Source organism: Leifsonia sp. 1010, assembly GCF_031455295.1.
In the GTDB taxonomy this organism is placed as follows: Bacteria; Actinomycetota; Actinomycetes; order Actinomycetales; family Microbacteriaceae; genus Leifsonia.
The window spans coordinates 293076-316840 of sequence record NZ_JAVDSL010000003.1; the positions used below are offsets into that span (position 1 = coordinate 293076).

The window sequence follows — 23765 nt, forward strand, 5'->3', positions numbered from 1 at the left end:
AGGCGATGTCCACGCACGCCTCGTCCATCTTCCTCGTCCGTCGAAGCGCCTTTCCAGCAAGGTAACCCTAAATCGCCGAACCGGAAAGTATCTTGACGTCGAGATAAATCTAGCACGCTCAGAGCCGGTCGAAGACCAGCGAGCGGCGCTTCGCGAAGCGGTAGAAGAGCTCCACCCCGGCGGCCCCCACCGCGCCGACGACGATGCCCCACGCCAGCGCCCCGTCCGCCTGCAGATGCATCTCGAAGAAGGATGCGGTGAACGGGATGAGGCACACCAGTGCGAAGGCGGCGGCGACCGCGGCGAGGAGCAGCCACCGCATCCCGGTCAACGGCCGCGTGAGCACGCACAGGATCCACAACGACACGCAGAACAGCGCGACGGTGGTCACGCTGCGGGCCTCGTGCAGCGGGATGCTGCCGTAGAGCGGCGCGTAGGCGACGATCGCCGTCACCCCGGCGATGAGGCCGGTCGGCACGGAGTACTTCAGCACCCGGCCGAGCACGCCGGGCGTGTAGATGCGCCTGTTGGGCGCGAGCGCGAGGAAGAAGGAGGGGATGCCGATGGCGAGCGTCGAGACGAGCGTCAGCTGGCGCGGGAGGAACGGGAACGGCCAGAGCACGACGGCGCTGACGAGGGCCAGCAGGATGCCGTAGGTCGTCTTCGCGAGGAAGATGTTCGAGACGCGCTCCACGTTGGCGATCACCCGCCGTCCGGAGGCGAGCACGTCGGGCAGGCGGTCGAAGCGGTCGTCGAGCAGCACGACCCGTGAGACGGCCTTCGTCGCGGCCGTGCCGGTGCCCATCGCGATGCCGAGGTCGGCATCCTTCACGGCCATCGCGTCGTTCACGCCGTCGCCGGTCATCGCGACCGTGCGGCCCCGCTCCTTGAGCAGCCGCACCGCCGTGCGCTTCTGGTCGGGGCTGACGCGGCCGAGCACGCTCGCGGTCTCCAGCGCCTCGGCGAGCGCTTCGTCGGTCGTCAACGCGGACGCATCCACGGCCTCGCCCTCCAGCTGGAGCTCGCGCGCGATGGCCGCGACGGTGACCGGATTGTCCCCCGACATCACCACGACGCGCACCGCCTGCTCGCGGAAGTAGCCGAGGGTGTCGCGCGCCTCCGGCCGCAGGGTCTCGGCGAGGAGCACGAGCAGCGCGGGCTCGACGCGCGTCCCGGTCAGCGGCCGGTGGACGTCCGCGGGCAGCGGATCGACCGCCCGCGCCAGGGCCAGCGTGCGCAGCCCGGTGGCCGCCAGCTCCGTCGCGCGGGCCAGCACCTCCGGGTGCTGCTCCAGCACGCGCTCCGGCGCGCCGAGCACCCACGCGCTCTCGGCGCCGTCGACCGTCATCGCCACCGCGCTGTACTTGGTCGCCGAACTGAACGGGATGCGTCGGATCACCCGGAACCGGTCGCTGCGGAACCGCGATCCGAGCAGCCCGGACGTCGCGTTGCCCGCTTCATCCGATCCGAATGCGGCGAGCGCCGTCTCGGCCAGCTCCACGACGGCCGCGTCGCCGATGACCTCCGTGCCGTGCAGGGAGAGCTCGCCGGTGGTCAGGGTGCCGGTCTTGTCGAGGCACAGCACATCCACGCGGGCGAGCACCTCGACGGCGGCGAGCTCCTGGACGAGCACCTTCTTGGTGGCGAGCTGGATGGCAGCCACGCCGAATGCGAGGCTCGTGAGCAGAACGAGCCCTTCCGGGATCATGCCGACGACCGCGGCGACGGCGTCGAGCAGCGCGCGCCGCCAGCGGTCGTCGACGAAGATCTCCGAGAAGCCGCCGTAGGTGAGCACGCGCCCGATCACCGTCACGATGATGAGCGGGCCGAGGATCCACGACAGGTACACCAGGATGCGGTTGGTCGCCTCGCGGAGTTCCGACCGCACCAGCGAGTGCTTGCGGATCTCGCTGGTCAGCCGGCTGGCGTACGAATCCGCGCCGACGGCGGTGACGAGCGCGAGGCCGGTGCCGGTGACGACGTGAGAGCCGGAGAGGAGCGGCGTCTCCGCATCCTTGAACACGGGGTCCGACTCCCCCGTCAGCATCGATTCGTCCAGCGACAGCCCCGTGCTCTCGACCACCACGGCGTCGGCGGGGATCTGATCGCCCGGGCGCAGCACGAGCAGGTCGTCGATCACGACGTCCTCCAGGGCGACCGTGGCGACCTCTCCGTCGCGGCGCACGCGGCTGTGCGGTGCGGCCAGCAGCGCCGCACGGTCGAGCACACGCTTGGCGCGGTACTCCTGCACGATGCCGATCAGCGCGTTGACGACGACGATGCCGAAGAAGAACCCGTCACGCAGGTCGCCGAGCAGCAGCACGGCGACGAAGCAGGCGGTGAGGATGCCGTTGAACAGCGTGAAGATGTTCTCGCGCAGGATGTCGCCCAGCGACCGCGAGCTCGGCTGCGTCTGCGTGTTCGCGCGACCCGCCGCGACCCGCTCCGCCACCTGGGCGGCCGTCAGCCCGGTCTGCGTCCCCGCGTCCAGCATCCGTCCCCCTCCGTCGCCCGCGAGCCTGCGACCGCCCCTAGCGGCCCGAGGCCGTGCGGCGCGGTGCGGCCGCCTTCTGCGGGAACTGCGCCTTGACCACGAACCACGTCACGAGCAGCAGCGGCGCGTACAGCGGGACGCCCATGAGGAGCTTGGTGAGGGCGAGCGCGCTGGTCGCTTCGTCCGTGTGCGCCAGATAGAGAGGTACCTGAACGACGAGCCGCGCGACGAAGAGCAGCAGCCACAGGAAGGTGAGCGCCTGCATCACGCGGAACTTCCGCTTGTCGCTGCGCCAGGCCACGCCGTCGCCCATCAGGTAGCCGGCGGCGAGGCCGATCACCGGCCAGCGGACCAGCATCGAGATGAGGATGCCGGCGGCGTACGCGGCGTTGGTCCAGATCCCGAACAGGAAGTTGTCTTCGCCCCGCCCCGTGATGAGCGCGAGGATCGCCGAGATGCCCACACCGATCAGGCCGGCCAGCGCCTGCGTGAGCGGTGTCTTGCCGACCACGCGCAGCACGGTGAAGACGACCGCGACGGCGACCGAGCAGCCGATCGACAGCGGCACGTTCTGCGTGAAGGTGAAGAGGATGAGGAAGACGAGCCCGGGAAGGATCGTCTCGCACAGTCCGCGGATGCCGCCGAGCGCGCCGAGGAGCGCCGCGCCCGTGGAGGCGTCGGTCTCCGCCAGCTGCCCCAGGCCCGAGCGGCGGGCGGCCGCGGCGATGCTGTCGCCCAGCGCGGGAGCCGGCGCACCCTCCGCCGTGGCGGCGGGTTCGGCCGGCGTGCTCTTCCGGTCGGGCCGGTCCTGATCGGTCATGCGCGCGCCTTAGAGAGAGGAGTAGTCGTTCTCGTTGCCGGTCGTCGGCGCGGCCGGCATCCGCAGCGGGATGAGGTCGCGCGGCGGCATGGGCACCGAGCCGCGCACCACGACGATGCTGCGGAACAGGTCTTCGACGAGCGCGGCCGCCTCCGGCTGGACCGCCGCGTCGCCCGCGATCACACCGCGGAGGAACCAGCGCGGGCCGTCGACGCCGACGAAGCGCGCGACGCGCGTCTCGACGGGGCCGCCGTCAGGCGCGGCGACGGGGATCTCCGCCACGAGCTCCGGACCGAACGCGCCGTCGCGCTCGGTGACCCGGCCGCCCTGGCGCTGGATCTGGTCGGTGATCTGCTCGCGGATCTCATGCCACAGGCCGGTCGACCGCGGCGCCGCGAACGGCTGGACCTGCAGCGTGGAGCCGGCGTAGTCGAGGCCGACCGCGACGACGCGCTGGGTCTCCTCCTCCACCTCGAGGCGCAGGTGCAGGCCCTCGCGCGGGAGGATCTTCACCCCGCCGAGGTCGACGTAGGGGCGCACCGGGTTGGCCTCGCTCTCGTCGAGCGGCCCCTCGGTCTCGCGGTCCGGCGGGGCCGACTTCTCGAACTCCGCCTCCAGGCCGTCGTCCTGCTGCTCGAGCTCTGCGCCCTCCTCGGCTCCACGAGGGGTGTCGCTGATGTCGCTCACGCGTGTTCTCCTGACTCGGTCACGGTGTACCCGGACGAGCCGAAGCCCGCGGTGCCGCGGTGGCTGTCCGGGAGGGAGTCGACGGGGATGAACCGGGCCCGCGTGACCGGCATGACGATCAGCTGGGCGATCCGGTCGCCGACGGCGATATCGTACGGCATCGACCTGTCGGTATTGAGAAGGGTCACCCGGATCTCGCCGCGGTATCCGGCATCAACCGTCCCCGGGGCGTTCACAATCGTGAGGCCGTGCCGCATGGCCAGGCCGCTGCGCGGGACCACGAACGCGGCGTAGCCGTCGGGGAGGGCGATGGACACGCCGGTCGGCATCGTGAAGCGCTCCCCCGGGCCCAGCGTCACCGCCTCCGCAGCGCACAGGTCGGCGCCGGCGTCGCCCGGGTGCGCGTACGCGGGCAGGGAGGAGGCGATGATCGGGACGTCGACGGTATCGGTCACGTGTCAGAGGCTAGTGCAGAAGTCTGATCGAATAGAGGTCATGGACCTGTACCGAGAGCGACTGTGGGCGACCCCCTGGCTGTTCATCTCCACCCTGCTCGTCATCCCCGCGGTCATGCTCGTCTTCGCGCCGATCAACTTCACCATCGGTGTCGTGCTCGCCATCGCGATCTACGTGGCCTTCGCGATCTTCCTCGTCGCGACCGCGCCGGTCATCCGGGTGACGAAGGAGGAGCTGGTCGCCGGCCACGCGCGCATCCCGCTCGATCTCGTGGGGCAGCCGACGGCCTACCGCGGCGACGACGCGACCCAGGAGCGCGGCCGGCGGCTCGACGCGCGCGCGTGGCTGCTCATCCGCGGCTGGATCAAGCCCGTCGTGAAGGTCCCGGTCGTGGATCAGGACGACCCGGCGCCCTACTGGCTCCTCTCAACAAGAAACCCGGACCAGCTGGTCCGGGTTCTCGATGAGGCTCGCCTCAGTTCCTAGTTCGTTCGACGTCAGGCGGCGCACTCCACGCAGATCGGTCCGAGCTTCGTCTCGTGATCGATCTGGGAGCGGTGCTTCACCAGGAAGCAGTTCACGCACGTGAACTCGTCCGCCTGGGGAGGCAGCACCACGACGTCGAGGTCGAGGTCGGAGAGGTCGGCACCGGGGAGCTCGTATCCGCCGGGGTTGTCAGCGTCTTCGACGTCGACGACCCCCGACATCTTGTCCGGGACACGCTCCTTGAGGGCCTCGATCGACTCGGAGTCGTCCTCGGTCTTCCGCGGTGCGTCGTAATCCGTTGCCATGCCCATCCACTTCTCGTCGTAACGGCCGATTCTCGCAATCGGCGGCCATAGTTTGCATCAATCGCCCCTGAATAGCAAAACCAAACAGGAGCCTCTCAGCATTGCTCGGTGTGCAACTTCCGGCACGCCCGCTGTATTCCCCGGAATGCCTTCTGCTCCGTGGCATCCTGGGGCCGTACGAACGAGCTCGGAAGGCAATCCACATGCAGGATTTGAAGGTCATCGGGGTCGAGAACGGCGCACTGGTCGCCGTCGGCGACGACGGTGAGCGTTTCCGCATCGCCGTGGACGAGGCGTTGCAGTCGAAGGTGCGCCAGGTGCGGCAGGAGACGCCCGCCGACGCGCCCAAACTCTCACCGCGTGAAGTGCAGGCCCACATCCGTTCCGGCATGTCCGCCGAGGACGTCGCAGCGGTCACCGGAGCCCCGCTGGAGTACGTGCAGCGCTTCGAGGGACCGATCATCGCCGAGCGCGAGCACATCGTCGCGAGCGCCCTCAGCGTCCCCGTGCACACCTCCGACGCCGTCGACCCGCTGGGCGAGGCCGAGACGTTCGGGTCGGTCATCCGCGACCGCCTCGCGTCGCTCGGCGTCGCGGGCGAGCGCTGGGCGAGCTGGAAGGACAGCGAGACCGGCTGGATCGTGAAGCTGGAGTTCACGGCCGACACGATCGACCACGACGCACGCTGGTCGTACGACGCGCGCAAGCACGCCCTCGCACCGCTCAACTCGGAGGCGACCACCCTGTCGCAGGCCGGCGAGCTGCGCGGCGGCTCCCTCATCCCCCGGCTCCGTGCCGTGCTGCCGCACGAGGGCGAGCCGGACAACTCCCGCTTCGACAGCGGAGCCTTCACGTTCCCCGCCCCGGCCGCCGACCTGATGGGCCCGGAGATCACCGCGCCCATCGAGCCGCTGCCGCAGGGCCGGACGCCCGGCGCCAACAACTCGATCACCGTCTCGGCCATCAAGCGCGCCGACGACGGAGCCCCGCGCGACCTGCACCAGACCGCCGACCTGCTGGAGGCCCTGCGGCGCCGCCGCGGCGAGCGGGAGGCCGCCGGCTACGAGGACCGCCCGACGCCGAGCGATGCGACCCCGTTGGATGTCGTGCCGACGGCGTCGACCGAGGCCCCGGTCACCCCGACGCCCGCCGCGACGCCGTTCCGTCTCATCGACGAGCGTCCGCCCGCGGCGGAGCAGCCGCCGCTCCCCCTCGACGTTCCGGCGCCGCCGAGCGGTCCGTCCAACGGCGGTCCGTCGAACGGCGGTCCGTCGAACGACTCCGGCCCGCAGCCCTCCTCGCGCAAGAAGGGCCGGGCCGCCATGCCGAGCTGGGACGAGATCGTCTTCGGCGCCCGAACGGACGACGACCTGGCTTGAGGGATCGCCGTTCCGGGGTGTCGGGACGTCGTCGATCGTCCTTTATCCTGTGGGAATGCTTCCAACCGACCCTGCACGGACGATCAGTTCTGCCCTGCGCGGACATGACAACGCGCTCGGGCTGATCCGGCTCGTCCTCGCCCTGGCGGTCCTGGTCTCGCACACCTGGCCGCTCGGCGGGTTCGGACACGACCCCGGAAGCGGGATCAGCCGCGGTCAGACGACGCTCGGCGGACTCGCCGTCGGCGGGTTCTTCGCCATCAGCGGCTACCTCATCACGAAGAGCGGGATGTCCGCCGACGTGATGCAGTTCCTCTGGCGCCGCGTCCTTCGCATCTTCCCCGCGTTCCTGCTCGTGCTGCTGCTCTCCGCGCTGGCCCTCGGACCGGTCATCTGGATGCTGGACGGCCATTCGCTCCCCGAGTACTTCGCGCGCTCCGCCGCCAGCCCCTGGCACTACATCGGGTCCAACTGGACGCTGACCGTCGGCACCTGGGGCATCCTCGACGTCTTCCAGCACTCGACTCCGTACGGCCTGCACACCGGCATCAGCGTCTTCAACGGCTCGATGTGGACCCTCAGCCACGAATGGGCCTGCTATCTGATGGTCGCCATCCTGCTGGTCGCCGGCGTCCTCACGAAGGCCAGGCCGGTGGTCGTCGCGGTCGCGGTCGTGATCTTCGCCGGGCAGATCGTCCAGCTGGTGAGCCCGGGCACGATGGGTGCGGTCCTCCCGCCCCTCGGCAACCCGGAGTTCCTCTCGCTCGCCTATCCCTTCGCGGTGGGCGCCGTGTTCGCGGTCTACTCCCGCTCCATCCCGCTGACACCGCGCTTCGGCATCGCGGCCGGTGTCGTGCTCGTCTGGACCCTGCTCAACGGCGGATATGCCGTCGTCGGCGTCCCGGCCGGTGTCTACTTCGTGCTCTGGCTCGGCTCCGCGATCCCCGGCCGGCTGCGGAAGGTCGGGCAGAAGAACGACATCTCCTACGGCGTCTACCTCTACGCCTTCCCGGTTCAGCAGACGCTCGCCTATTTCGGCCTCTACAAGCTCGGCGTCATCCCGATGATACTCGGAGCCGCCGCGATCACGCTCGGCCTCTCCTGGCTCAGCTGGCGCTACGTGGAGAGCCCGGCCATGTCGCTGAAGGGCTGGGGACCGGGCCGTGGGTTCGCCTACTGGGTGCAGCGCTTCCGGCGCGCCAACGGACCGGCCGGCGAGGCGGCACCCGTCGCCGAGAACACCGCCCCAGCGTCCTCGTCGACGCACGTGGCGCATCCGGTCACCGCGGAACTCAGCCTGCCGCTCCGAACCGCAGCAGCGGAACCCGCGTCTCCTCCGGCGTGAGCGAGCCGTGCTGGCCGACCATGTTGCGGCCGGTCCGCTGCGGGTCGCGGCCGTCGTAGTACGCGATGCGCTTGCGTGCGGCGACCAGCACATCCCCGATCCGCGGCGCGACCTCGGGATCGACCCGCTCGCCGAACCAGCCCGCGTCCACCGCCTCGGCACGCGTCGCCACCCACGACCGGTCGCCTTCGGCGTCGCGCCAGCGCTCGGCGACGGCAACCGGAGAGGCGCCGTCCTCGACGTAGAGGTGGAGCAGGCGGGGCTCGCCGGCGATGTCCGCCAGGTCCTGCAGCAGCTCGGGCGCGGTGTCGTACAGGATGTGGCCGCTTTCCGGCACATCCACCGCGCCGTGATCGGCCGTCAGCAGTGCGCCGCGGCCCGGGCCGAGGCGGCGGGCGAAGTCGGCGACCAGCGCATCCAGGGTCTCCAGGGCGGCCGTCCACTCCGGCGACTCCCAGCCGCGGGCGTGCGCCAGCTGGTCGAGTTCGGCGACGTAGAGATAGGTGAGGCCCGGCCCCGCGGTCGCCAGCACGTCGGCCGCCGCGGCGAACCGGTCGGCCATCGACTGCACGCCGACGAACTCCGCTCCGCGCAGCACGGCCGCGGTGAATCCCGTGCCCGCGAACTTCGGGAGCGCGATCGCGCGCGGGCGGACGCCCTGCTCCGCGGCCCGCTCGAACACCGTGGTCGAGCGCTGCCAGGTCGCCGGATCCATCCGCTCGTCCCAGCCGGTCAACTGGTTGGTCAGACGGCCGGCGCCGTCGCGCACGCGGTAGCCGACCAGGCCGTGCTTGCCGGGCGTCGTCCCCGTGGTCAATGTGGCCAGGGCAGCGGCCGTCGTCGTCGGGAAGCCCGCGTCGATCGTCGTCGTCTTCCCGAGCAGCGGGGCGAGCGTCCTCGCGTGCCCGGCGCGGGCGCGGAGGGCGGCGGCGCCGAGCCCGTCCACCACGATGACGACGACATGCTCCATCCGCGGCAGTCCCAGGTCGTTCGTCTCGCCGGAGAGCGCGGCGAGCGAACTCGGCAGAACCGTGGCGAGGCTCGCTCTCGTCGTGAACGCGGCCGGTAGCATGGGGGGCATCCGGCCCAGTCTGGCACAGCGATCCCGCCGCCTGACAAGCCGCCCCCGCCCCTTCGCACCGCACAGAATGCCCGAATGACACCTGCAGACGACAAGCCCGCCGCCGGAACGACGGAACGCATCGAAGACGTCGATGTCACGACCGAGATGCAGGGCTCGTTCCTCGAATACGCCTACTCGGTGATCTACTCGCGGGCCCTCCCGGACGCCCGCGACGGCCTCAAGCCCGTGCAGCGCCGCATCCTCTACATGATGACGGAGATGGGCCTGCGCCCGGACCGCGGCCACGTCAAGTCGGCACGTGTGACCGGTGAGGTCATGGGAAAGCTGCACCCGCACGGCGACGGCGCCATCTACGACGCCCTGGTGCGGATGGCGCAGGACTTCACCCTCCGCGTCCCGCTGGTCGACGGGCACGGCAACTTCGGTTCGCTCGACGACGGCCCCGCGGCCGCCCGGTACACCGAGGCGCGCCTGGCCGCCGCGGCGCTCGCGATGACCGAGGACCTCGACGAGGACGTCGTCGACTTCGTCCCCAATTACGACAACCAGCTGATGCAGCCGGACGTGCTGCCCGCCGCCTTCCCCAACCTCCTCGTCAACGGCGCGAGCGGTATCGCCGTCGGAATGGCCACGAACATGGCGCCGCACAACCTCATCGAGGTCGTCGGCGCCGCCCGGCACCTCCTCGAGAACCCGGACGCCACCCTCGACGACCTGATGGAGTACGTCCCCGGCCCCGACCTCCCCGGCGGTGGGACGATCGCCGGGCTCGCCGGTGTGCGCGACGCCTACGCCACCGGCCGCGGCAGCTTCCGCATGCGCGCCAAGGTGACCGTCGAATCCATCACCGCCCGCAAGAGCGGCCTCGTCGTCACCGAGCTGCCCTACCTGGTGGGCCCGGAGAAGGTGATCGAGAAGATCAAGGACGGCGTCAACGCCAAGAAGCTCAACGGCATCTCCGACGTCACCGACCTCTCCGACCGCCAGAACGGCCTCCGACTGGTCATCGGCCTCAAGACCGGGTTCAGCCCGGAGGCGGTGCTCGAACAGCTGTACCGGTACACGCCGCTCGAAGAGGGCTTCGCGATCAACAACGTCGCCCTGGTCGCCGGCGGACCGCAGACGCTCGGCCTGACCGACCTGCTGCAGGTGTACCTCGACCACCGCATCAGCGTGGTCACCCGCCGCTCGCAGTTCCGCCTCGCCCGCCGCAAAGAGCGGCTGCACCTGGTCGAGGGCCTGCTCATCGCCATCCTCGACATCGACGAGGTCATCCAGGTCATCCGCACCTCGGACGACACGGAGCAGGCGCGCGGACGCCTGATGCAGGTGTTCGACCTCAGCACGCTGCAGGCCGACTACATCCTCGAGCTGCGGCTGCGCCGCCTCACCAAGTTCAGCCGGATCGAGCTCGAGACCGAGCGCGACCAGCTCCGCCGCGAGATCGACGAGCTGGAGGCGCTGCTCGCGTCGCGTCAGGCCATCAACGACCTCGTGTCGGACGAGTTGGAGCGGGTCGCCGCCACCTTCGGCACCCCGCGCCGCACCCTGCTCACCGAGGCCAAGCCGTCGATCGCCGGAGCATCGCGCAGCAAGGCGGCGAACGTACAGCTCGAGGTCGCCGACGTGCCCACGCGCGTGTTCCTGTCGACGACCGGGCGCATCCTGCGCGTGGACGCGGTCTCGGGCGCCGACGGAGCGGAGGGCGGCCTCGACCGCATCCAAGCGCCGGCACGCCGCAGCAAGCACGATGCCATCCTGTCGCAGCTGGACACCACCAGCCGCAGCGAGATCGGCGCCGTGACGAACCGCGGCCGGCTCATCCGCTTCTCCCCCGTCGACCTTCCCGCGGTGCCGGCGAACTCCATCCAGCTGGCAGCGGGGGTGAAGGTCGGCGACTACCTCGCGCTCGCCGACAAGAAGGAGCGCATCCTCGCGCTCGCGTCACTCGACTCGGAGCGCACGATCGCGCTCGGCACCGCGCAGGGTGTCGTCAAGCGCGTGGCGGCGGGCGATTGGGCGAACAAGCCGGAGTTCGAGATCATCTCGCTCAAGGACGGCGACGAGGTCGTCGGCGCCACGACGGTCACGGACGCGGACGAGCTCGTGTTCGTCGCCAGCGACGCCCAGCTGCTGCGATTCGCCGCGTCGAGCGTGCGTCCTCAGGGCCGCGCGGCCGGCGGCATGGCGGGAATCAACCTCGGTGCGGGCGCGCGCGTCATCTACTTCGGCGCCGTCTCGGCCGAGGAGGCGGAGACAGCGGTGGTCGCGACCATCGCTGCCAGCGACGCCACGCTTCCCGGCGCCGACCCCGGCACGGCGAAGGTCAGCGACTTCGCGGAGTTCCCGGCGAAGGGACGCGCGACCGGCGGTGTGCGCGCGCAGCGGTTCCTCAAGGGCGAGAGCGAGCTGGTGCTCGCCTGGGCCGGCCCGGCGCCCGCTCACGCGGTCGCGCCGGACGGCGTCGCGCGGACCCTCCCCGAGGGCGGCTCGCGGCGCGACGGCTCGGGCACCCCGCTGGACACGGTCGTCGGCTCCATCGGCCGCCGCATCGGCTGACCGTCCCCGATCCCCCGTCCCAAGCCAACAGCTCCTGAGTTTTTCGCGCCGAAGGCGGCGGAAACTGCGAAAAACTCAGGAGCTGTGGCTTGGGGGGGGCGGTGAGGGGCTAGGCGTCGATGCGCGACCGGCTGAGGTCGTCGGCGCCCGCGATGATGAACTCCTTGCGCGGGGCGACGTCGTTGCCCATCAGCAGCTCGAAGACGCGGTTCGCCGCCTCGGCGTCGGGGACACGCACCCGGCGCAGGGTGCGGTGGGCGCGATCCATCGTCGTGGTCGCCAGCTGGTCCGCATCCATCTCGCCGAGTCCCTTGTACCGCTGGATGGGCTCCTGGTACTTCTTGCCGCGCTTCTTGAGGTCCGCGAGCACCGCCTGCAGCTCCGCCTCCGAGTACGTGTAGATCGTCTCGTTCGGCTTCGACCCGGGGTTGACGACCACGACGCGATGCAGCGGCGGCACCGCGGCGAAGACGCGGCCCTCCTCGATCATCGGCCGCATGTAGCGGAAGAACAGCGTCAGCAGCAGCGTCCGGATGTGCGCGCCGTCGACATCCGCATCCGACATGATGATGACCTTGCCGTACCGGGCGACCGACAGATCGAAACTGCGACCGGAGCCGGCGCCGATGACCTGGATGATCGCCGCGCACTCGGCGTTCGACAGCATGTCCGAGATCGATGCCTTCTGCACGTTCAGGATCTTGCCGCGGATGGGCAGCAGCGCCTGGTACTCGCTGTCTCGCGCCCGCCGGGCGGTGCCGAGCGCGGAGTCGCCCTCGACGATGAACAGCTCGCTGTTGGCGACGTCGTTGGAGCGGCAGTCGACCAGCTTCGCGGGGAGGGAGGAGGTCTCCAGCGCGTTCTTCCTGCGCTGCGTCTCCTTGTGGGCGCGCGCGGAGATCCGGGACTTCATCTCGGCGACGACCTTGTCGAGCACGAGGGCCGACTGCGCTTTGTCGTCGCGCTTCGACGACCCGAACCGCTCGGCCATGGCCTTCTGGACGACGTTGGCGACGATCGCACGCACGGCGGGAGTACCGAGGATCTCCTTGGTCTGGCCCTCGAACTGCGGCTCCGGGAGGCGGACGGTGAGGACGGCCGTGAGACCGGCCATGACGTCGTCCTTCTCGAGCTTGTCGTTCCCGGCCTTCAGCCGGCGCGCGTTCTGCTCCACCTGCTGGCGGAGGAACTTGAGCATCCCCTGGTCGAACCCGGCCTGGTGGCTGCCGCCCTTCGGCGTCGCGATGATGTTGACGAAGCTGCGCATGACCGTGTCGTATCCGGTGCCCCAGCGCAGTGCGATGTCGACCTGGCAGTCTCGTCTCAGCTCGGTGGGCAGCATGGCGCCGGTCTCCGACAGCACGGGAACGGTCTCGGTGAAGTGCCCATCGCCGGTGAGCCGCCAGGTGTCCGTGATGGGGCTGTCCGGCGCGAGGAAGTCGACGAACTCCGAGATGCCGCCCTCGTAGCGGAAAGTCGCGCGGCCCGTCTCCGCGCCGTCCGTTCCCGGCCGCTTGTCGTCGATGGAGATGGAGAGGCCGGGGACGAGGAACGCCGTCTGCCGGGCGCGCCCGACGAGGTCGTCCGTCGAGAACTCGGCGCCCTTGGTGAAGATCTGGCGGTCGGCCCAATAGCGGATGCGCGTACCGGTCACACCCTTCGCCACCCTGCCGACGACCCGCAGCTCGCTGCCGCTGACGAACGGTGTGAACGGGCTGTCCGGTCCCGGCTCGCCCTTCTTGTCGTCGAAGGTGCCGGGCTCGCCCCGGTGGAAGGACATGGCCCACGTCTTGCCGTCGCGGTCGACCTCGACGTCGAGGCGCTCCGACAGGGCGTTGACGACCGAGGCGCCGACGCCGTGCAGGCCACCGGAGGCCGCGTACGACCCGCTGCCGAACTTCCCGCCGGCGTGCAGCTTGGTGAAGACGACCTCGACGCCCGAGAGTCCGGTCTTCGGCTCGATGTCGACCGGGATGCCGCGGGCGCGGTCGCGCACCTCGACGCTGTCGTCGGCGTGCAGGATGACCTCGATGTCGGACCCGTGACCGGCGAGAGCCTCATCCACCGAGTTGTCGATGATCTCCCACAGGCAGTGCATCAGGCCGCGGGAGTCGGTGGAGCCGATGTACATGCCCGGGCGCTTGCGCACGGCCTCCAGCCCCTCGAGCACCGAGAGGTGCCTGGCCGAATAGTCCGAACTCGCCACGGGTGCTCCTTGTGGTTCCGGTGCGCCCATCCGGGTGCGGACGCACGTGCCTCTCCAGAGTAAGCGCCGGGCGGCGCAGCCTACGTCACCGACACGAGTCCGGAGCCGAGGCTACGCGTTGAGCGAAATAGCAGCCAATGCGCGCCAGATTGCCGAGCATCCGTGGTTCTATAGACGTACCGAGTTCAAGCGGTTGCGACGGAAAGGAGCATCACATGTCGACACTCACCTCGGAGAACGGGGCGGTTGACGAGCTCGCATCGGGGCCGCAGTTGACGGCCGCGGACCGTTGCGACAGCTGCGGCGCGCAGGCGTACATCCGTGTCGTTGTCAATAACGGCGAACTTCTCTTCTGCGCCCACCACGGCAAGAAGCACCAGGAGAAGCTGTCTCAGATCGCCCACAGCTGGCATGACGAGACCGCTCGCCTGTTCGAAGAGCAGCGCGCGTAACGCGGCCGCATCGCGAATCGCGAGGCTGACCGGAGGATGACACCAGGAACGGGTGTGCGCAGACGCGCCCACATCGACCTCTCCGTCATCCGCTCGACGGCAGCCGCGGCCCTCGCATCGCTCCCCGACTGCACCGCCGATCTCCGCGCCGACGCGTACGGACACGGGCTCATCCCCGTGGCTCGTGCGCTGACGGATGCGGGGGTCGGCGGTTTTCTCGTCTCCCGGGTCGAGGATGCCGCCGCCATCGCCGACGAGGGCCTGCCCGTCGAGGCGACCGTCGGCAGCCGCCAGCCCGCGTCCACGCCCGCAGGCGCCCTCCTCGGTCCTGAACTCCTCGGGCTCGACGCCGACCGCGCGTCCGCCCCAGCCATGCGCCTCGAGGGCGAGGTCATCGCTGTCAAGCGCGTCCCCGCCGATCGCGGCGTCTCCTACGGCTACACGTACCGCACCGCCCGGCCGAGCACCCTCGTGCTGGTCGCACTCGGCTACGCCGACGGCATCCTGCGTGTCGCCTCCAACAAGGCGCCCGTGAAGGTCGGCGACACCGTCGGCCGCATCACCGGACGGATCGCCATGGACCAGTTCGTCGTCGACATCGGCGACGACTCCGCCGAGCCCGGCGACCCCGTCATCCTGTTCGGCGACCCAGACCGCGGAGAACCGACCGTGCGGGACTGGGCGGATGCGCTGGGCGTCGCCGCTCCGGTCATCACGAGCCGGCTGGGCCGGCGCATCGAGAGGACGTACAGCGCGTGACCATCGTGGACGCCGTCGCCGAGCCGCTCCCCCGCGCCGTCATCGACCTCGCCGCAGTGCGGCACAACGTCGCCCACCTGACGCGACTGATCGCGCCGGCGCAGACCATGCTCGCCGTGAAAGCGGACGCCTACGGCCACGGACTCCTCCCGGTCGCCGAGGCGGGACTCGAGGCCGGGGCGACCTCGCTCGCCGTGCTGGAGATCCCGGCCGGGCTCGTCCTCCGGCGCGCGGGTGTCACCGTCCCGGTGCTCGCCTGGCTGCACGGCCAGGACACCGACTGGCGCGCGGGCATCGAGGCCGACATCGAGCTCGGCATCTCAGCCGTGTGGCAGCTGGAGGCCATCGCCGCGGCGGGTGCCGACCGTCCCGCGGTGGTGCATCTGAAGGTGGATACGGGCCTCAGTCGCAACGGCGCCACCCGTGAGGAGTGGCCGGGTCTCATCCGTGCCGCCCTCGACCTGCAGGAGCGCGGCATCGTCCGCATCCGTGCCGCCTGGTCCCATCTGGCCGACGCCTCGCTCGCCGACGACGAGGCCGCCCTGGCCGAGTTCCGCTCCGCGGTCGTCCAGGCGGAGCGCCTGGGAGCATCGTTCCAGGTGCTGCACCTGGCCGCGAGCTCCGCGGGCATCCGGATGCCGGAGGCGCGCTTCGACTTCGTGCGCTTCGGCATCGCCGCGTACGGTTTCTCCCCCTTCGACGACTCGAGCGGCGGCGAGCTGGGCCTCATCCCCGCGATGCGACTGGAGGCTCCCGTCACCGAGGTGCACGTCGGCGGTACGACGCACGCCCGGCTCGGGATCGGCTACGCCGACGGCGTTCCGACACTGGGAATCGCCAAGACATCCATTCAGCTGAACGGCCGCCGCTGCCCCGTCATCGAGGTCGCCGCCGACAGCATGCTGGTGGATGCGGGCGCGCACCGCGTCGAGGTCGGCGACACCGCGATCCTGTTCGGCCCGGGCACGGATGGCGAGCCCACCGCCGAGAAGTACGCCGACTGGGCGGAGACGATCGCCGACGAGATGATCACCGGCGTCGCGACCCGGGTCCCCCGCGTTTACGTCAACTGACCCCAGCCGACAGCTCCTGAGTTTTTCGGCCGAAACGCCGGGCTGGGAGCGAAAAAGTCAGGAGCCGTTGGTGTGGGTCGGCGGGAGTCAGAGGGAGACGCCGAGGCGGTCCGCGATCGCGCGCCGCGCGTTGGTCGCGTAGCGGTCGACGCGCTCCGTCTGCGGCACCGGCGGCAGCTCGCCGCGCAGCGCGGTGCTGAGCAGGCGGTCGGCCAGGACGGGGTTCATCGGCAGCAGCGGACCGTGCAGGTGGGTGCCGATCGAGGATCCGACCAGGACGCCCTCCACCGAGCCGTCGTTGCCCGTGCCGCGCACGACGCGGCCGAGCGGCTCGGCACCGTCGAGGACGGTGCGGGCCGAGTGATTCTCGAAACCGGCGATCGTCGTGCCGTCCGCGAGGCGCACCACGATCTCGCCGACGTGCCGCTTGCTGCCGAGCGCTGCGCGCGTCGGGTAGACGGCGGCTCCCGCGAGCACCTCGCCCTCCGGGGTCTCGAGCTGGGTACCGAGCAGCTGCCAGCCACCGGCGATCGCCACGAACGGCACCCCGGCATCCCGCCATTGGCGCAGCTGCGGCGCGATCCGGAGAACGTCCTCGTGGACGGCGCGCTGTGCCGACAGCGGACCGGAGCCGATGTGGACGAGGTCCACGGCGGTAGGAAGCTCCGCGCCGGGAGCGTGCTCGACGACATCCACGTCGACTCCGCGCCAACGGGCACGTTCTGCCAGCGCGAGCACGTTGCCCGCGTCGCCGTTGATCCCGAGTTCGGCCGGGTACAGGTGCAGGATGCGCAGCACGGTCATCGCTCGCCGCCCTCCAGGTCGAGGAAGCCGAGCTGCTTGCGGATGAGCATCATCTGCTCGTAGTTGACGATCATCGTCTTGGTGCCGCGCGACGGCTTCGGCAGCGCCAGGAACGCCTGCAGCGCGGGCTTCAGTTCCGGCACGACCTGGTCGACGTCGATGCCCGCGTAGGCGAAGCGCGTCGCGAACTGCCACGCCTTCGTGCCGGACACCACATCCACATGGGTCAGCTTCGAGAGGTCGATGTCGTACACCCACGACGGGTCGGGCGTGCCCTCGTCGACCGAGACGAACACCTGCTCCGGCGACTCGCTCAGGTAGTCGAGGTTGAGCTGGAGGCTCGGCGGGTTCTTCATCATGATGATCTCGATGTCCTCGTCGCCGACGTGCAGCGTCTCCCCGCGGCCGTAGACCGTGCGGAGGGCCGCCATCGCGGCGACGACGGCGTTCGGCTGGAAGCGGTCGCCGAGCAACCGACGCGCCATCGCGGTCGCGCCCGCCGCATCCACCGCGTAGTGCAGACCGCGGGCGGGCAGGCCGATGCGGACGTTCTCGCCGCCGATGGTCAGCTGGGCGCTCTGCACTTCGAGCTTACTGACGAACACCGAGGGGATGGGCAGAGCGCCGGCGGCCGCGCCCGTCAGGTCCTTGACGTTGGCCAGCCCATTGGGCGACGACTCGATGATGGACGGCGCGACGGCGAACGTGGAGACGTCGCGCCCCTGCGCGGCCAGCTCGGCGCCCACCCGGGCGAGGCTGTCGTCGTCCGCGTTCACGACAACGAACTCCGAAGAGCCCTCGGCGATGGAGCGCAGCATCCCGATCACGCGAGTCGGTTCGAAGAAGCGGTTCAGCTGGTCGATCTGGACGTTGAGCAGCAGCGAGCCGCGCGGCTTCAGCACGCGCGCGAGGTCGACGCCGTAGGCCTCATCCACCTCGATCACACCGACGTCGCCGCGGACGTAGCCGTCGAGCGGCACGTCGGCGAGCAGCGCGGACGCGATGCCCTGCGGGAGGTTGCCGCCGGACGGGTTCGTGAACACGTCGAGACCGTGCTCGCGCAGGATCGCGGTGAGCATGTTCGTCGTCGTGGACTTGCCGTTCGAGCCGGACACGAACACGACGCCGAGCGGAAGGCGGCTGACCGCACGCTCCAGGAACTTCGGAGCGATGGCCAGCGCGACACGGCCGGGGACCGCGGAGCCGCCTCCCCGCAGGCGCAGAAGCCAGCGGGCGAGGCGGCCGGCGATGACCGCCAGTCGGTAGCGCACCGGTTTACTCGAGGTAGTCGCGCAGCGACTGCGAGCGCGACGGGTGACGCAGCTTCGCCATCGTCTTCGACTCGATCTGGCGGATGCGCTCACGCGTCACACCGAAGGTGTCGCCGATCTGGTCGAGCGTCTTCGGCATCCCGTCGCCGAGGCCGAAGCGCATGCGGATGACGCCCGCCTCGCGCTCGGAGAGCGAGTCGAGCAGGCTCTCCAGCTGCTTCTGCAGCATCGTGAAGCCCACCGCGTCGGCCGGGACGACCGCCTCGGTGTCCTCGATCAGGTCGCCGAACTCACTGTCGCCGTCCTCACCCAGCGGGGTGTGGAGCGAGATGGGCTCGCGGCCGTACTTCTGCACCTCGATGACCTTCTCCGGGGTCATGTCGAGTTCCTTCGACAGCTCCTCGGGGGTGGGCTCGCGGCCCAGGTCCTGCAGCATCTGGCGCTGCACGCGGGCCAGCTTGTTGATGACCTCCACCATGTGGACCGGGATGCGGATGGTCCGCGCCTGGTCCGCCATCGCGCGAGTGATCGCCTGACGGATCCACCACGTCGCGTAGGTCGAGAACTTGAAGCCCTTCGTGTAGTCGAACTTCTCGACGGCACGGATGAGGCCCAGGTTTCCCTCCTGGATGAGGTCGAGGAACTGCATGCCGCGACCGGTGTAGCGCTTGGCGAGGCTGACCACGAGGCGCAGGTTCGCGCCGAGCAGGTGGCTCTTCGCGCGCTGGCCGTCGCGGGCGACCCACTTCAGCTCGCGCTCCAGCTCCTTGCTCAGGTTCGGGGTGTTCGCGAGCTTGTCTTCGGCGAACAGACCGGCCTCGATGCGCATGGCGAGCTCGACCTCTTCGGCCGCGTTCAGCAGCGGGACCTTGCCGATCTGCTTCAGGTAGTCCTTGACCGGGTCGGCCGTGGCGCCCGTGATCGTCGAGGAGTAGACGGGGATGTCGTCGTCCTCGTCGACGGCGCGCAGAACGAGCGCGTCCGTCGGCAGCGGGATGTCGCCGACCGGGATGGTGATCGCGGGCGTCTTGCCCTCGGTCTCGTCGCCGTCGGCGTCGTCGGAGTCGGCCTCCTCGGTCGTCTCCGCGTCGTCGGCGTCGTCCGCCACCGCGTCGTCGTCCGCGACGACGGCCACGTCCTCCACGTCGATCTCGACCTCGGCGTCGTCGTCGATCTCCTCGTCGTCGTCCGCCGCACTGCCCTTCGCCTTGCTCGACGCGGTCTGCTTCTTCGCAGCCGTCTTCGTCGCAGCCTTCTTCGGAGCCGCCTTCGCGGCGGTCTTCCTGGCGGGCTTCGCCGTCTCGTCCGCGGCGACGGTCACGGTCTCTTCGACCTCGACCTCCGCATCGCGGGTCTTCGTTGCTGCACGGGTTGCCATGTGAACACCTTTCATACCAAGCAGAGGGGCCGGGATCCTGACGGCCGAGCCTGGCTCAGGGTTTGCGTGCGGACACTACTAAGACCCATGTCAAGTCCTGGGTGATTGCGCCGGGCATCGTCGAATGCTCCGGCCCAGGGACATGAACGGGTCCAGACGTCAATTATTGCACGTTCCACGTGAGCCCCCGACCACGTACGGCCATATCGGATCGAATCGGGACGCCGCCTGCGCCCCTACAGCGCTTCGCGCCCGCCGCGCCTCCTCCACGCTCCGACGAGTGCAACCCACAGAGGGGCCACTTCTATTCCCTCGTCGTCCTTCAATCTGCGTCGTGTGCGGCGTCGTGCGTGCACCAGGAACCCGACCCCGATGCCGACGATCACGTACTGGATGGCGAATGCCCAGCGGAAGTGGTCCAGTTGGTAGAGTTCCGCATCCCCACCCGCTCCGTGCGCCTGGACGTCGAGCGAGACGCCGATCAGGAACATCATCACGAAGCTCGCGAGGAAGCCGCCGACGTTGACGATCCCGTTGGCGGATCCCAGGCTGTGCAGTGGGTTGAAGGTGCGCGCGAAGTCGAAGCCGATGAGCGACCCGGGGCCGCCGATGCCGATCGCCGCGATCAGAACGATCACCGTCCAGAGCGGGGGTTGCCCCGGCCAGAGCAGCACGAGCGTCCAGGCGGCGGCCATCAGGGCGACGATCCCGAGCACCAGGTTGCTGCGGCGCATCGGGAAGCGGGCGGTGAGGATGCCGAGGATCGGCCCGGAGATGAGGCCGGCGCCGACGAGCACGGTGAGCAGGGCGGACGCCTCCGCCGGCTCGATGCCGATGGCGAACACCAGGAACGGGATGCCCCACATCAGGCTGAACACCGTGCCGGAGGACTGCGTGACGAAGTGGGACCAGAACCCGAGCTGCGTTCCGGGACGCGCCAGGCTGACCCGCAGCTGCCGCAGCGAGTCCGACCAGGTCGCCGGCCTGGGGCCCTCGCTCGCTCCCACCGGCCGGTCGGTGACCGCAGCCACGATGCCCACCAGGGCGACGACGGAAAGGCCGGCCGCGGTAAGGAACGCCACCGTCCAGCCGGAGAGGTGCAGGAGCAGCGCGAACGGAACAGCCGACAGCACCTGTCCCAGCTGGCCGACGTTGCCGATCCACTGCGACAGCTGCGGCACGATCTTGCCGCGGAACCAGGAATTGGTGAGCCGCATCAGAGAGGTGAAGACGGTCGCGTCACCCGCCCCGACCAGGATGCGCCCGATGATCGCCACGGCGATGCTCGGCGCGAGTGCGACGGCGACCTGCCCGACGACCATCAGCGCGGTCCCGGCGATCATGAGGACGCGCGACCCGATCCGGTCGATCAGCACGCCGACCGGGACCTGCATCCCGGCGTAGACGATCAGCTGGACGACGGCGAGCGTCGACAGGACGGACGCGGAGACGTGGAAGCGGTCGGTCGCGGCCACACCGGCGACGCCGATGGTCGTGCGCTGCATGACCGCGATCAGGTAGGCGAAGACGCCGATCCCGTAGACGACCCAGGAGCGACGCGAATTCACCGGACGATCCTATGCCCGTCGACGGGAGGGGGCTCCCCCGGGTGACGCGTGCGCGCCTCAGGCGTATGCGCTCAGCGCTCGCCGCGCCCGTTCTCCTCGTCGCCGTGTCGCCGGAACGCGAGGAAGTTCTCCAGCTCGGCGGCGATCTCGTCGGCGCTCGGGAGCTCGCCGTCGCTGTCCGTCAGCGGCGAGCGCAGCTGCGTGTCCTCCATATAGGAGTCGTGCCGCTCCTCCAGCGTGCCCACCAGCCGGCCGAGCTCGGCGTTGCCGGCGACCTGCTCGTCGATGTTCGCGACGAACTCCCTGTCCTCCTGCCGCAGGCGGTCGGTCGGGTAGATGAGCCCGGTGGCCGCGCTGATCGAGTCGAGCGCGGCGATCGCCGCGGCCGGATACTCGGTGTCGGCGAGGTAGTGCGGGATGAGCAGGATGAAGCCGGCGATCGGGTACGACAGCTGCTGAAGGCGGTACTCCAGCAGGTGCAGGGCGTTCGCGGGGACCTGCGTGTGCGGCTTCCAGATGGACATCGAGTCGATCAGATCGGTGCGGTTGCCGCTCACCGTCACGCCGATCGGTCGCGTGTGCGGCACGGGCATCGGGATGGAGTGCACCCAGGTCACGCTCTTCACCTTGTACCGCTCGATCAGGCCGAGCACAGCCTCCGTGAACGCCTCCCACCGGAAGTCCGGTTCGAAGCCCGAAAGCAGCAGGAACGGCTGACGCAGCTCGTCGTAGGCGAGGTACAGCTTGAGGGTCGCCGGCTGGTAGTCGGTCAGGTGGTCCTGGTCGAAGTAGATGATCGGACGACGGGCACGGTAGTCGAGGAGGATGTCGGCGTCGAAGGTGGCGACCACCTCGCTGTCGAGCGTGCCGAGCAGATAGGTGCCCAGCTGGCTCACGCCGGAGCCCGCGTCGGCGAAGCCGGTCAGCCCCGCGACGAGCGGCAATCCCTCCGGCACCGACAGTGCCGGGTTGAGCTCGAACAGTTCGCCGGGGTCACGCATATCTCAACTCTAGAGCGGACCCCGGCGGCGGGAGCCGAGTGCGGGGCGGGTGTGCGAACGCCCACAGCGAACACGGCCGGCGGCCGGGACGGAACGCGCGTGCGCGTTAGGGTCGAGGCATGACCGTTCCTGCGCTGACCGTGACCGACGCATCCACCCCCTCCGGCCCCGCCGACGTGCTCGTCGTCGCCGCGCGGGTCGCCCGAGACAGCGTGACCGTGCTGTCCGGCGCCGACCGCGACGGGCTTGCACAGCAGCTGCGGGACGTCGGGTTCAGCGGGGGCAAGGACGAACTGGTGCGGCTGCCCGGGCAGGGCGCCGGCGCGTCGCTCGCGGTGATCGGACTGCCCGAGGGCGGAGAGGATGCGCTGCGCTATGCCGCGGGGAGCGCCGTGCGGCAGCTGGCGGGCACCGCCGCGGTCGCGCTCGACCTCCCGGCGGAGGGCGACGCACAGCTCGGCGCCGTGCTCGAGGGCGCGGCGCTCGGCGCCTACGCCTTCACGGAGTACCGCGAGAAGAGCCGTGCGGCGACGAAGGATCCCGTCGGGTCCGTCGAGGTGCTCGGCACCGCGTCGGACGGCGGCGCCCTGATCGCCCGCGCCACCGCCGTCGCCGAGGCCGCGGCGCTCGTCAAGGATCTGGTGAACACTCCCCCGCTCGACCTCTACCCCGAGACGTTCGCCGAGCGTGCGCAGGCGGCGTCGTCGGACCTTCCCGTGACGGTGACCGTCTGGGATGAGGAACAGCTCGCGGTCGAGGGGTTCGGCGGCATCCTCGGCGTCGGCCAGGGCTCGACCCGGCCGCCGCGGCTGGTCAAGGTCGCCTACTCCCCCGACGGCGCCGAGCGGCACCTCGCGCTGGTCGGCAAGGGCATCACGTTCGACTCCGGCGGCCTGTCGCTGAAGCCGGCGACCGGGATGGTCGGGATGAAGTACGACATGACCGGCGCCGCGACGGTGCTCGGCGTGGTGCTCGCCGCCGCCCGCCTCGCGCTCCCCGTACGCGTCACGGCGTGGCTGTGCCTGGCGGAGAACATGCCGTCCGGATCGGCGATCCGTCCGAACGACGTGCTGCGCATCCGCGGCGGACGCACCGTCGAGGTGCTCAACACCGACGCGGAGGGCCGGCTCGTGCTCGCGGACGGCCTGGTCGCCGCCAGCGAGGAGCGGCCCGACGCGATCGTCGACGTCGCCACGCTGACGGGCGCGGCGATGGTCGCCCTCGGCACCCGGTACGCCGCCGTGATGGGCTCCGACGACCTCGTCGACCAGGTGCTCACGGCGGGCAAGGAGAGCGGCGAGCTGCTCTGGCCGATGCCGCTCCCCGGCGAGCTGCGCGCGACGATCAACTCGGATGTGGCCGACATCGCGAACGCCAACCCGGGCAACACCGCCGGCGGCGCTCTGCTCGCCGGCGTGTTCCTCCAGGAGTTCGTGGGACGCACCGGCGACGCGGACGACGCTCCGCGCATCCCGTGGGCCCACCTCGACATCGCGGGCCCGGCGAAGAGCCCCGCTGCGCCGTACGGATTCACCGGGAAGGGACCGTCCGCCGTCAGCGTAAGGGCGCTCATCCGTCTGGCCGAGAGCTTTTCCGGGAAGTAGTAGGGTCGTATGGGCGGGAAATCCCGCCCATCAA

20 protein-coding genes are annotated in these 23765 nt (G+C 70.3%); 8 read left to right on the forward strand and 12 right to left on the reverse strand.

What is annotated here, in order from left to right; all coding sequences use genetic code 11:
• Positions 1-118: 118 nt before the first annotated feature.
• The 4 genes from J2Y42_RS14970 to dut all read right to left on the reverse strand — a co-directional run bounded on the left by J2Y42_RS14970 (position 119) and on the right by dut (position 4456).
• A complete protein-coding gene (locus J2Y42_RS14970; RefSeq protein WP_309860100.1) occupies positions 119-2494 on the reverse strand; it encodes a cation-translocating P-type ATPase in 2376 nt (791 codons plus the stop codon).
• Between the two features lie 37 nt (positions 2495-2531).
• On the reverse strand, positions 2532-3314 hold the full coding sequence (locus J2Y42_RS14975) for a DUF3159 domain-containing protein (protein ID WP_309860102.1): 783 nt from the start codon (positions 3312-3314) through the stop codon (positions 2532-2534).
• A 9-nt stretch (positions 3315-3323) separates the two neighbouring features.
• A complete protein-coding gene (locus J2Y42_RS14980) occupies positions 3324-3932 on the reverse strand; it encodes a DUF3710 domain-containing protein (RefSeq protein WP_309860366.1) in 609 nt (202 codons plus the stop codon).
• A 65-nt stretch (positions 3933-3997) separates the two neighbouring features.
• On the reverse strand, positions 3998-4456 hold the full coding sequence (gene dut, locus J2Y42_RS14985; RefSeq protein WP_309860104.1) for a dUTP diphosphatase: 459 nt from the start codon (positions 4454-4456) through the stop codon (positions 3998-4000).
• A gap of 40 nt (positions 4457-4496) precedes the next feature.
• On the opposite strand from dut, the gene J2Y42_RS14990 reads away from it, so the two are divergent.
• Positions 4497-4943: a DUF3093 domain-containing protein gene (locus tag J2Y42_RS14990; RefSeq protein ID WP_309860106.1), complete on the forward strand. Its 447-nt coding sequence runs from the start codon at positions 4497-4499 to the stop codon at positions 4941-4943.
• Positions 4944-4954: 11 nt separating this feature from the next.
• On the opposite strand, the gene J2Y42_RS14995 is transcribed toward J2Y42_RS14990, so the two are convergent.
• On the reverse strand, positions 4955-5248 hold the full coding sequence (locus J2Y42_RS14995; protein WP_026307201.1) for a DUF4193 domain-containing protein: 294 nt from the start codon (positions 5246-5248) through the stop codon (positions 4955-4957).
• A 203-nt stretch (positions 5249-5451) separates the two neighbouring features.
• Here J2Y42_RS14995 and sepH point away from each other — a divergent pair, with 203 nt between their 5' ends.
• Positions 5452-6627 (forward strand): septation protein SepH, encoded by a 1176-nt coding sequence (gene sepH, locus J2Y42_RS15000; RefSeq protein ID WP_309860110.1) that lies wholly within the window; start codon positions 5452-5454, stop codon positions 6625-6627.
• 55 nt (positions 6628-6682) lie between these two features.
• Positions 6683-7972, forward strand: a complete 1290-nt coding sequence (locus tag J2Y42_RS15005; protein ID WP_309860112.1) for an acyltransferase — start codon at positions 6683-6685, stop codon at positions 7970-7972.
• Here the strand turns inward: J2Y42_RS15005 and J2Y42_RS15010 are convergent.
• Positions 7920-9044 (reverse strand): alkaline phosphatase family protein, encoded by a 1125-nt coding sequence (locus J2Y42_RS15010; protein WP_309860368.1) that lies wholly within the window; start codon positions 9042-9044, stop codon positions 7920-7922. The genes J2Y42_RS15005 and J2Y42_RS15010 overlap by 53 nt on opposite strands.
• Before the next feature lie 84 nt (positions 9045-9128).
• Here J2Y42_RS15010 and J2Y42_RS15015 point away from each other — a divergent pair, with 84 nt between their 5' ends.
• Positions 9129-11615 (forward strand): DNA topoisomerase IV subunit A, encoded by a 2487-nt coding sequence (locus J2Y42_RS15015; protein WP_309860114.1) that lies wholly within the window; start codon positions 9129-9131, stop codon positions 11613-11615.
• 109 nt (positions 11616-11724) lie between these two features.
• Here the strand turns inward: J2Y42_RS15015 and J2Y42_RS15020 are convergent, their stop codons facing one another.
• On the reverse strand, positions 11725-13821 hold the full coding sequence (locus tag J2Y42_RS15020; protein ID WP_309860116.1) for a DNA topoisomerase IV subunit B: 2097 nt from the start codon (positions 13819-13821) through the stop codon (positions 11725-11727).
• Between the two features lie 215 nt (positions 13822-14036).
• Here J2Y42_RS15020 and J2Y42_RS15025 point away from each other — a divergent pair, with 215 nt between their 5' ends.
• From J2Y42_RS15025 to alr, 3 genes are read left to right on the forward strand one after another with little or no spacing between them, the layout of a single operon-like run.
• Entirely contained in the window at positions 14037-14273 is a 237-nt protein-coding gene (locus J2Y42_RS15025; RefSeq protein WP_018191296.1) for a hypothetical protein, read from the forward strand.
• 36 nt (positions 14274-14309) lie between these two features.
• A complete protein-coding gene (locus J2Y42_RS15030; RefSeq protein WP_309860118.1) occupies positions 14310-15032 on the forward strand; it encodes an alanine racemase C-terminal domain-containing protein in 723 nt (240 codons plus the stop codon).
• Complete coding sequence (alr, locus tag J2Y42_RS15035) at positions 15029-16105, forward strand: alanine racemase (protein ID WP_309860120.1); 1077 nt, start codon at positions 15029-15031, stop codon at positions 16103-16105. The genes J2Y42_RS15030 and alr overlap by 4 nt, the downstream gene beginning before the upstream one ends.
• A gap of 87 nt (positions 16106-16192) precedes the next feature.
• On the opposite strand, the gene J2Y42_RS15040 is transcribed toward alr, so the two are convergent.
• The 5 genes from J2Y42_RS15040 to J2Y42_RS15060 all read right to left on the reverse strand — a co-directional run bounded on the left by J2Y42_RS15040 (position 16193) and on the right by J2Y42_RS15060 (position 22127).
• Entirely contained in the window at positions 16193-16909 is a 717-nt protein-coding gene (locus J2Y42_RS15040; protein WP_309860122.1) for a cobyric acid synthase, read from the reverse strand.
• Entirely contained in the window at positions 16906-18180 is a 1275-nt protein-coding gene (locus J2Y42_RS15045; RefSeq protein WP_018191300.1) for a MurT ligase domain-containing protein, read from the reverse strand. The genes J2Y42_RS15040 and J2Y42_RS15045 overlap by 4 nt, the downstream gene beginning before the upstream one ends.
• A gap of 4 nt (positions 18181-18184) precedes the next feature.
• Positions 18185-19558 carry an RNA polymerase sigma factor gene (locus J2Y42_RS15050; protein WP_309860124.1) on the reverse strand — a complete coding sequence of 458 codons (1374 nt, stop codon included), beginning with the start codon at positions 19556-19558 and terminating at the stop codon, positions 18185-18187.
• Between the two features lie 236 nt (positions 19559-19794).
• Positions 19795-21126, reverse strand: a complete 1332-nt coding sequence (locus J2Y42_RS15055; RefSeq protein WP_309860126.1) for an MFS transporter — start codon at positions 21124-21126, stop codon at positions 19795-19797.
• Positions 21127-21197: 71 nt separating this feature from the next.
• Complete coding sequence (locus J2Y42_RS15060; RefSeq protein WP_309860128.1) at positions 21198-22127, reverse strand: PAC2 family protein; 930 nt, start codon at positions 22125-22127, stop codon at positions 21198-21200.
• 119 nt (positions 22128-22246) lie between these two features.
• Here J2Y42_RS15060 and J2Y42_RS15065 point away from each other — a divergent pair, with 119 nt between their 5' ends.
• Positions 22247-23731, forward strand: coding sequence for a leucyl aminopeptidase (locus J2Y42_RS15065; protein WP_309860129.1), 1485 nt, complete (start codon positions 22247-22249; stop codon positions 23729-23731).
• The last annotated feature ends 34 nt before the right edge of the window (positions 23732-23765 follow it).

Bases quoted from the DNA above. Each gene is read 5' to 3' on its own strand.
- J2Y42_RS14970 (WP_309860100.1), bottom strand. From the start codon at position 2,494: ATGCTGGACGCGGGGACGCAGACCGGGCTGACGGCCGCCCAGGTGGCG.
- J2Y42_RS14975 (WP_309860102.1), bottom strand. From the start codon at position 3,314: ATGACCGATCAGGACCGGCCCGACCGGAAGAGCACGCCGGCCGAACCC.
- J2Y42_RS14990 (WP_309860106.1), top strand. From the start codon at position 4,497: ATGGACCTGTACCGAGAGCGACTGTGGGCGACCCCCTGGCTGTTCATC.
- J2Y42_RS14995 (WP_026307201.1), bottom strand. From the start codon at position 5,248: ATGGCAACGGATTACGACGCACCGCGGAAGACCGAGGACGACTCCGAG.
- sepH (WP_309860110.1), top strand. From the start codon at position 5,452: ATGCAGGATTTGAAGGTCATCGGGGTCGAGAACGGCGCACTGGTCGCC.
- J2Y42_RS15005 (WP_309860112.1), top strand. From the start codon at position 6,683: ATGCTTCCAACCGACCCTGCACGGACGATCAGTTCTGCCCTGCGCGGA.
- J2Y42_RS15010 (WP_309860368.1), bottom strand. From the start codon at position 9,044: ATGCTACCGGCCGCGTTCACGACGAGAGCGAGCCTCGCCACGGTTCTG.
- J2Y42_RS15015 (WP_309860114.1), top strand. From the start codon at position 9,129: ATGACACCTGCAGACGACAAGCCCGCCGCCGGAACGACGGAACGCATC.
- J2Y42_RS15025 (WP_018191296.1), top strand. From the start codon at position 14,037: ATGTCGACACTCACCTCGGAGAACGGGGCGGTTGACGAGCTCGCATCG.
- J2Y42_RS15030 (WP_309860118.1), top strand. From the start codon at position 14,310: ATGACACCAGGAACGGGTGTGCGCAGACGCGCCCACATCGACCTCTCC.
- J2Y42_RS15040 (WP_309860122.1), bottom strand. From the start codon at position 16,909: ATGACCGTGCTGCGCATCCTGCACCTGTACCCGGCCGAACTCGGGATC.
- J2Y42_RS15050 (WP_309860124.1), bottom strand. From the start codon at position 19,558: ATGGCAACCCGTGCAGCAACGAAGACCCGCGATGCGGAGGTCGAGGTC.
- J2Y42_RS15060 (WP_309860128.1), bottom strand. From the start codon at position 22,127: ATGCGTGACCCCGGCGAACTGTTCGAGCTCAACCCGGCACTGTCGGTG.
- J2Y42_RS15065 (WP_309860129.1), top strand. From the start codon at position 22,247: ATGACCGTTCCTGCGCTGACCGTGACCGACGCATCCACCCCCTCCGGC.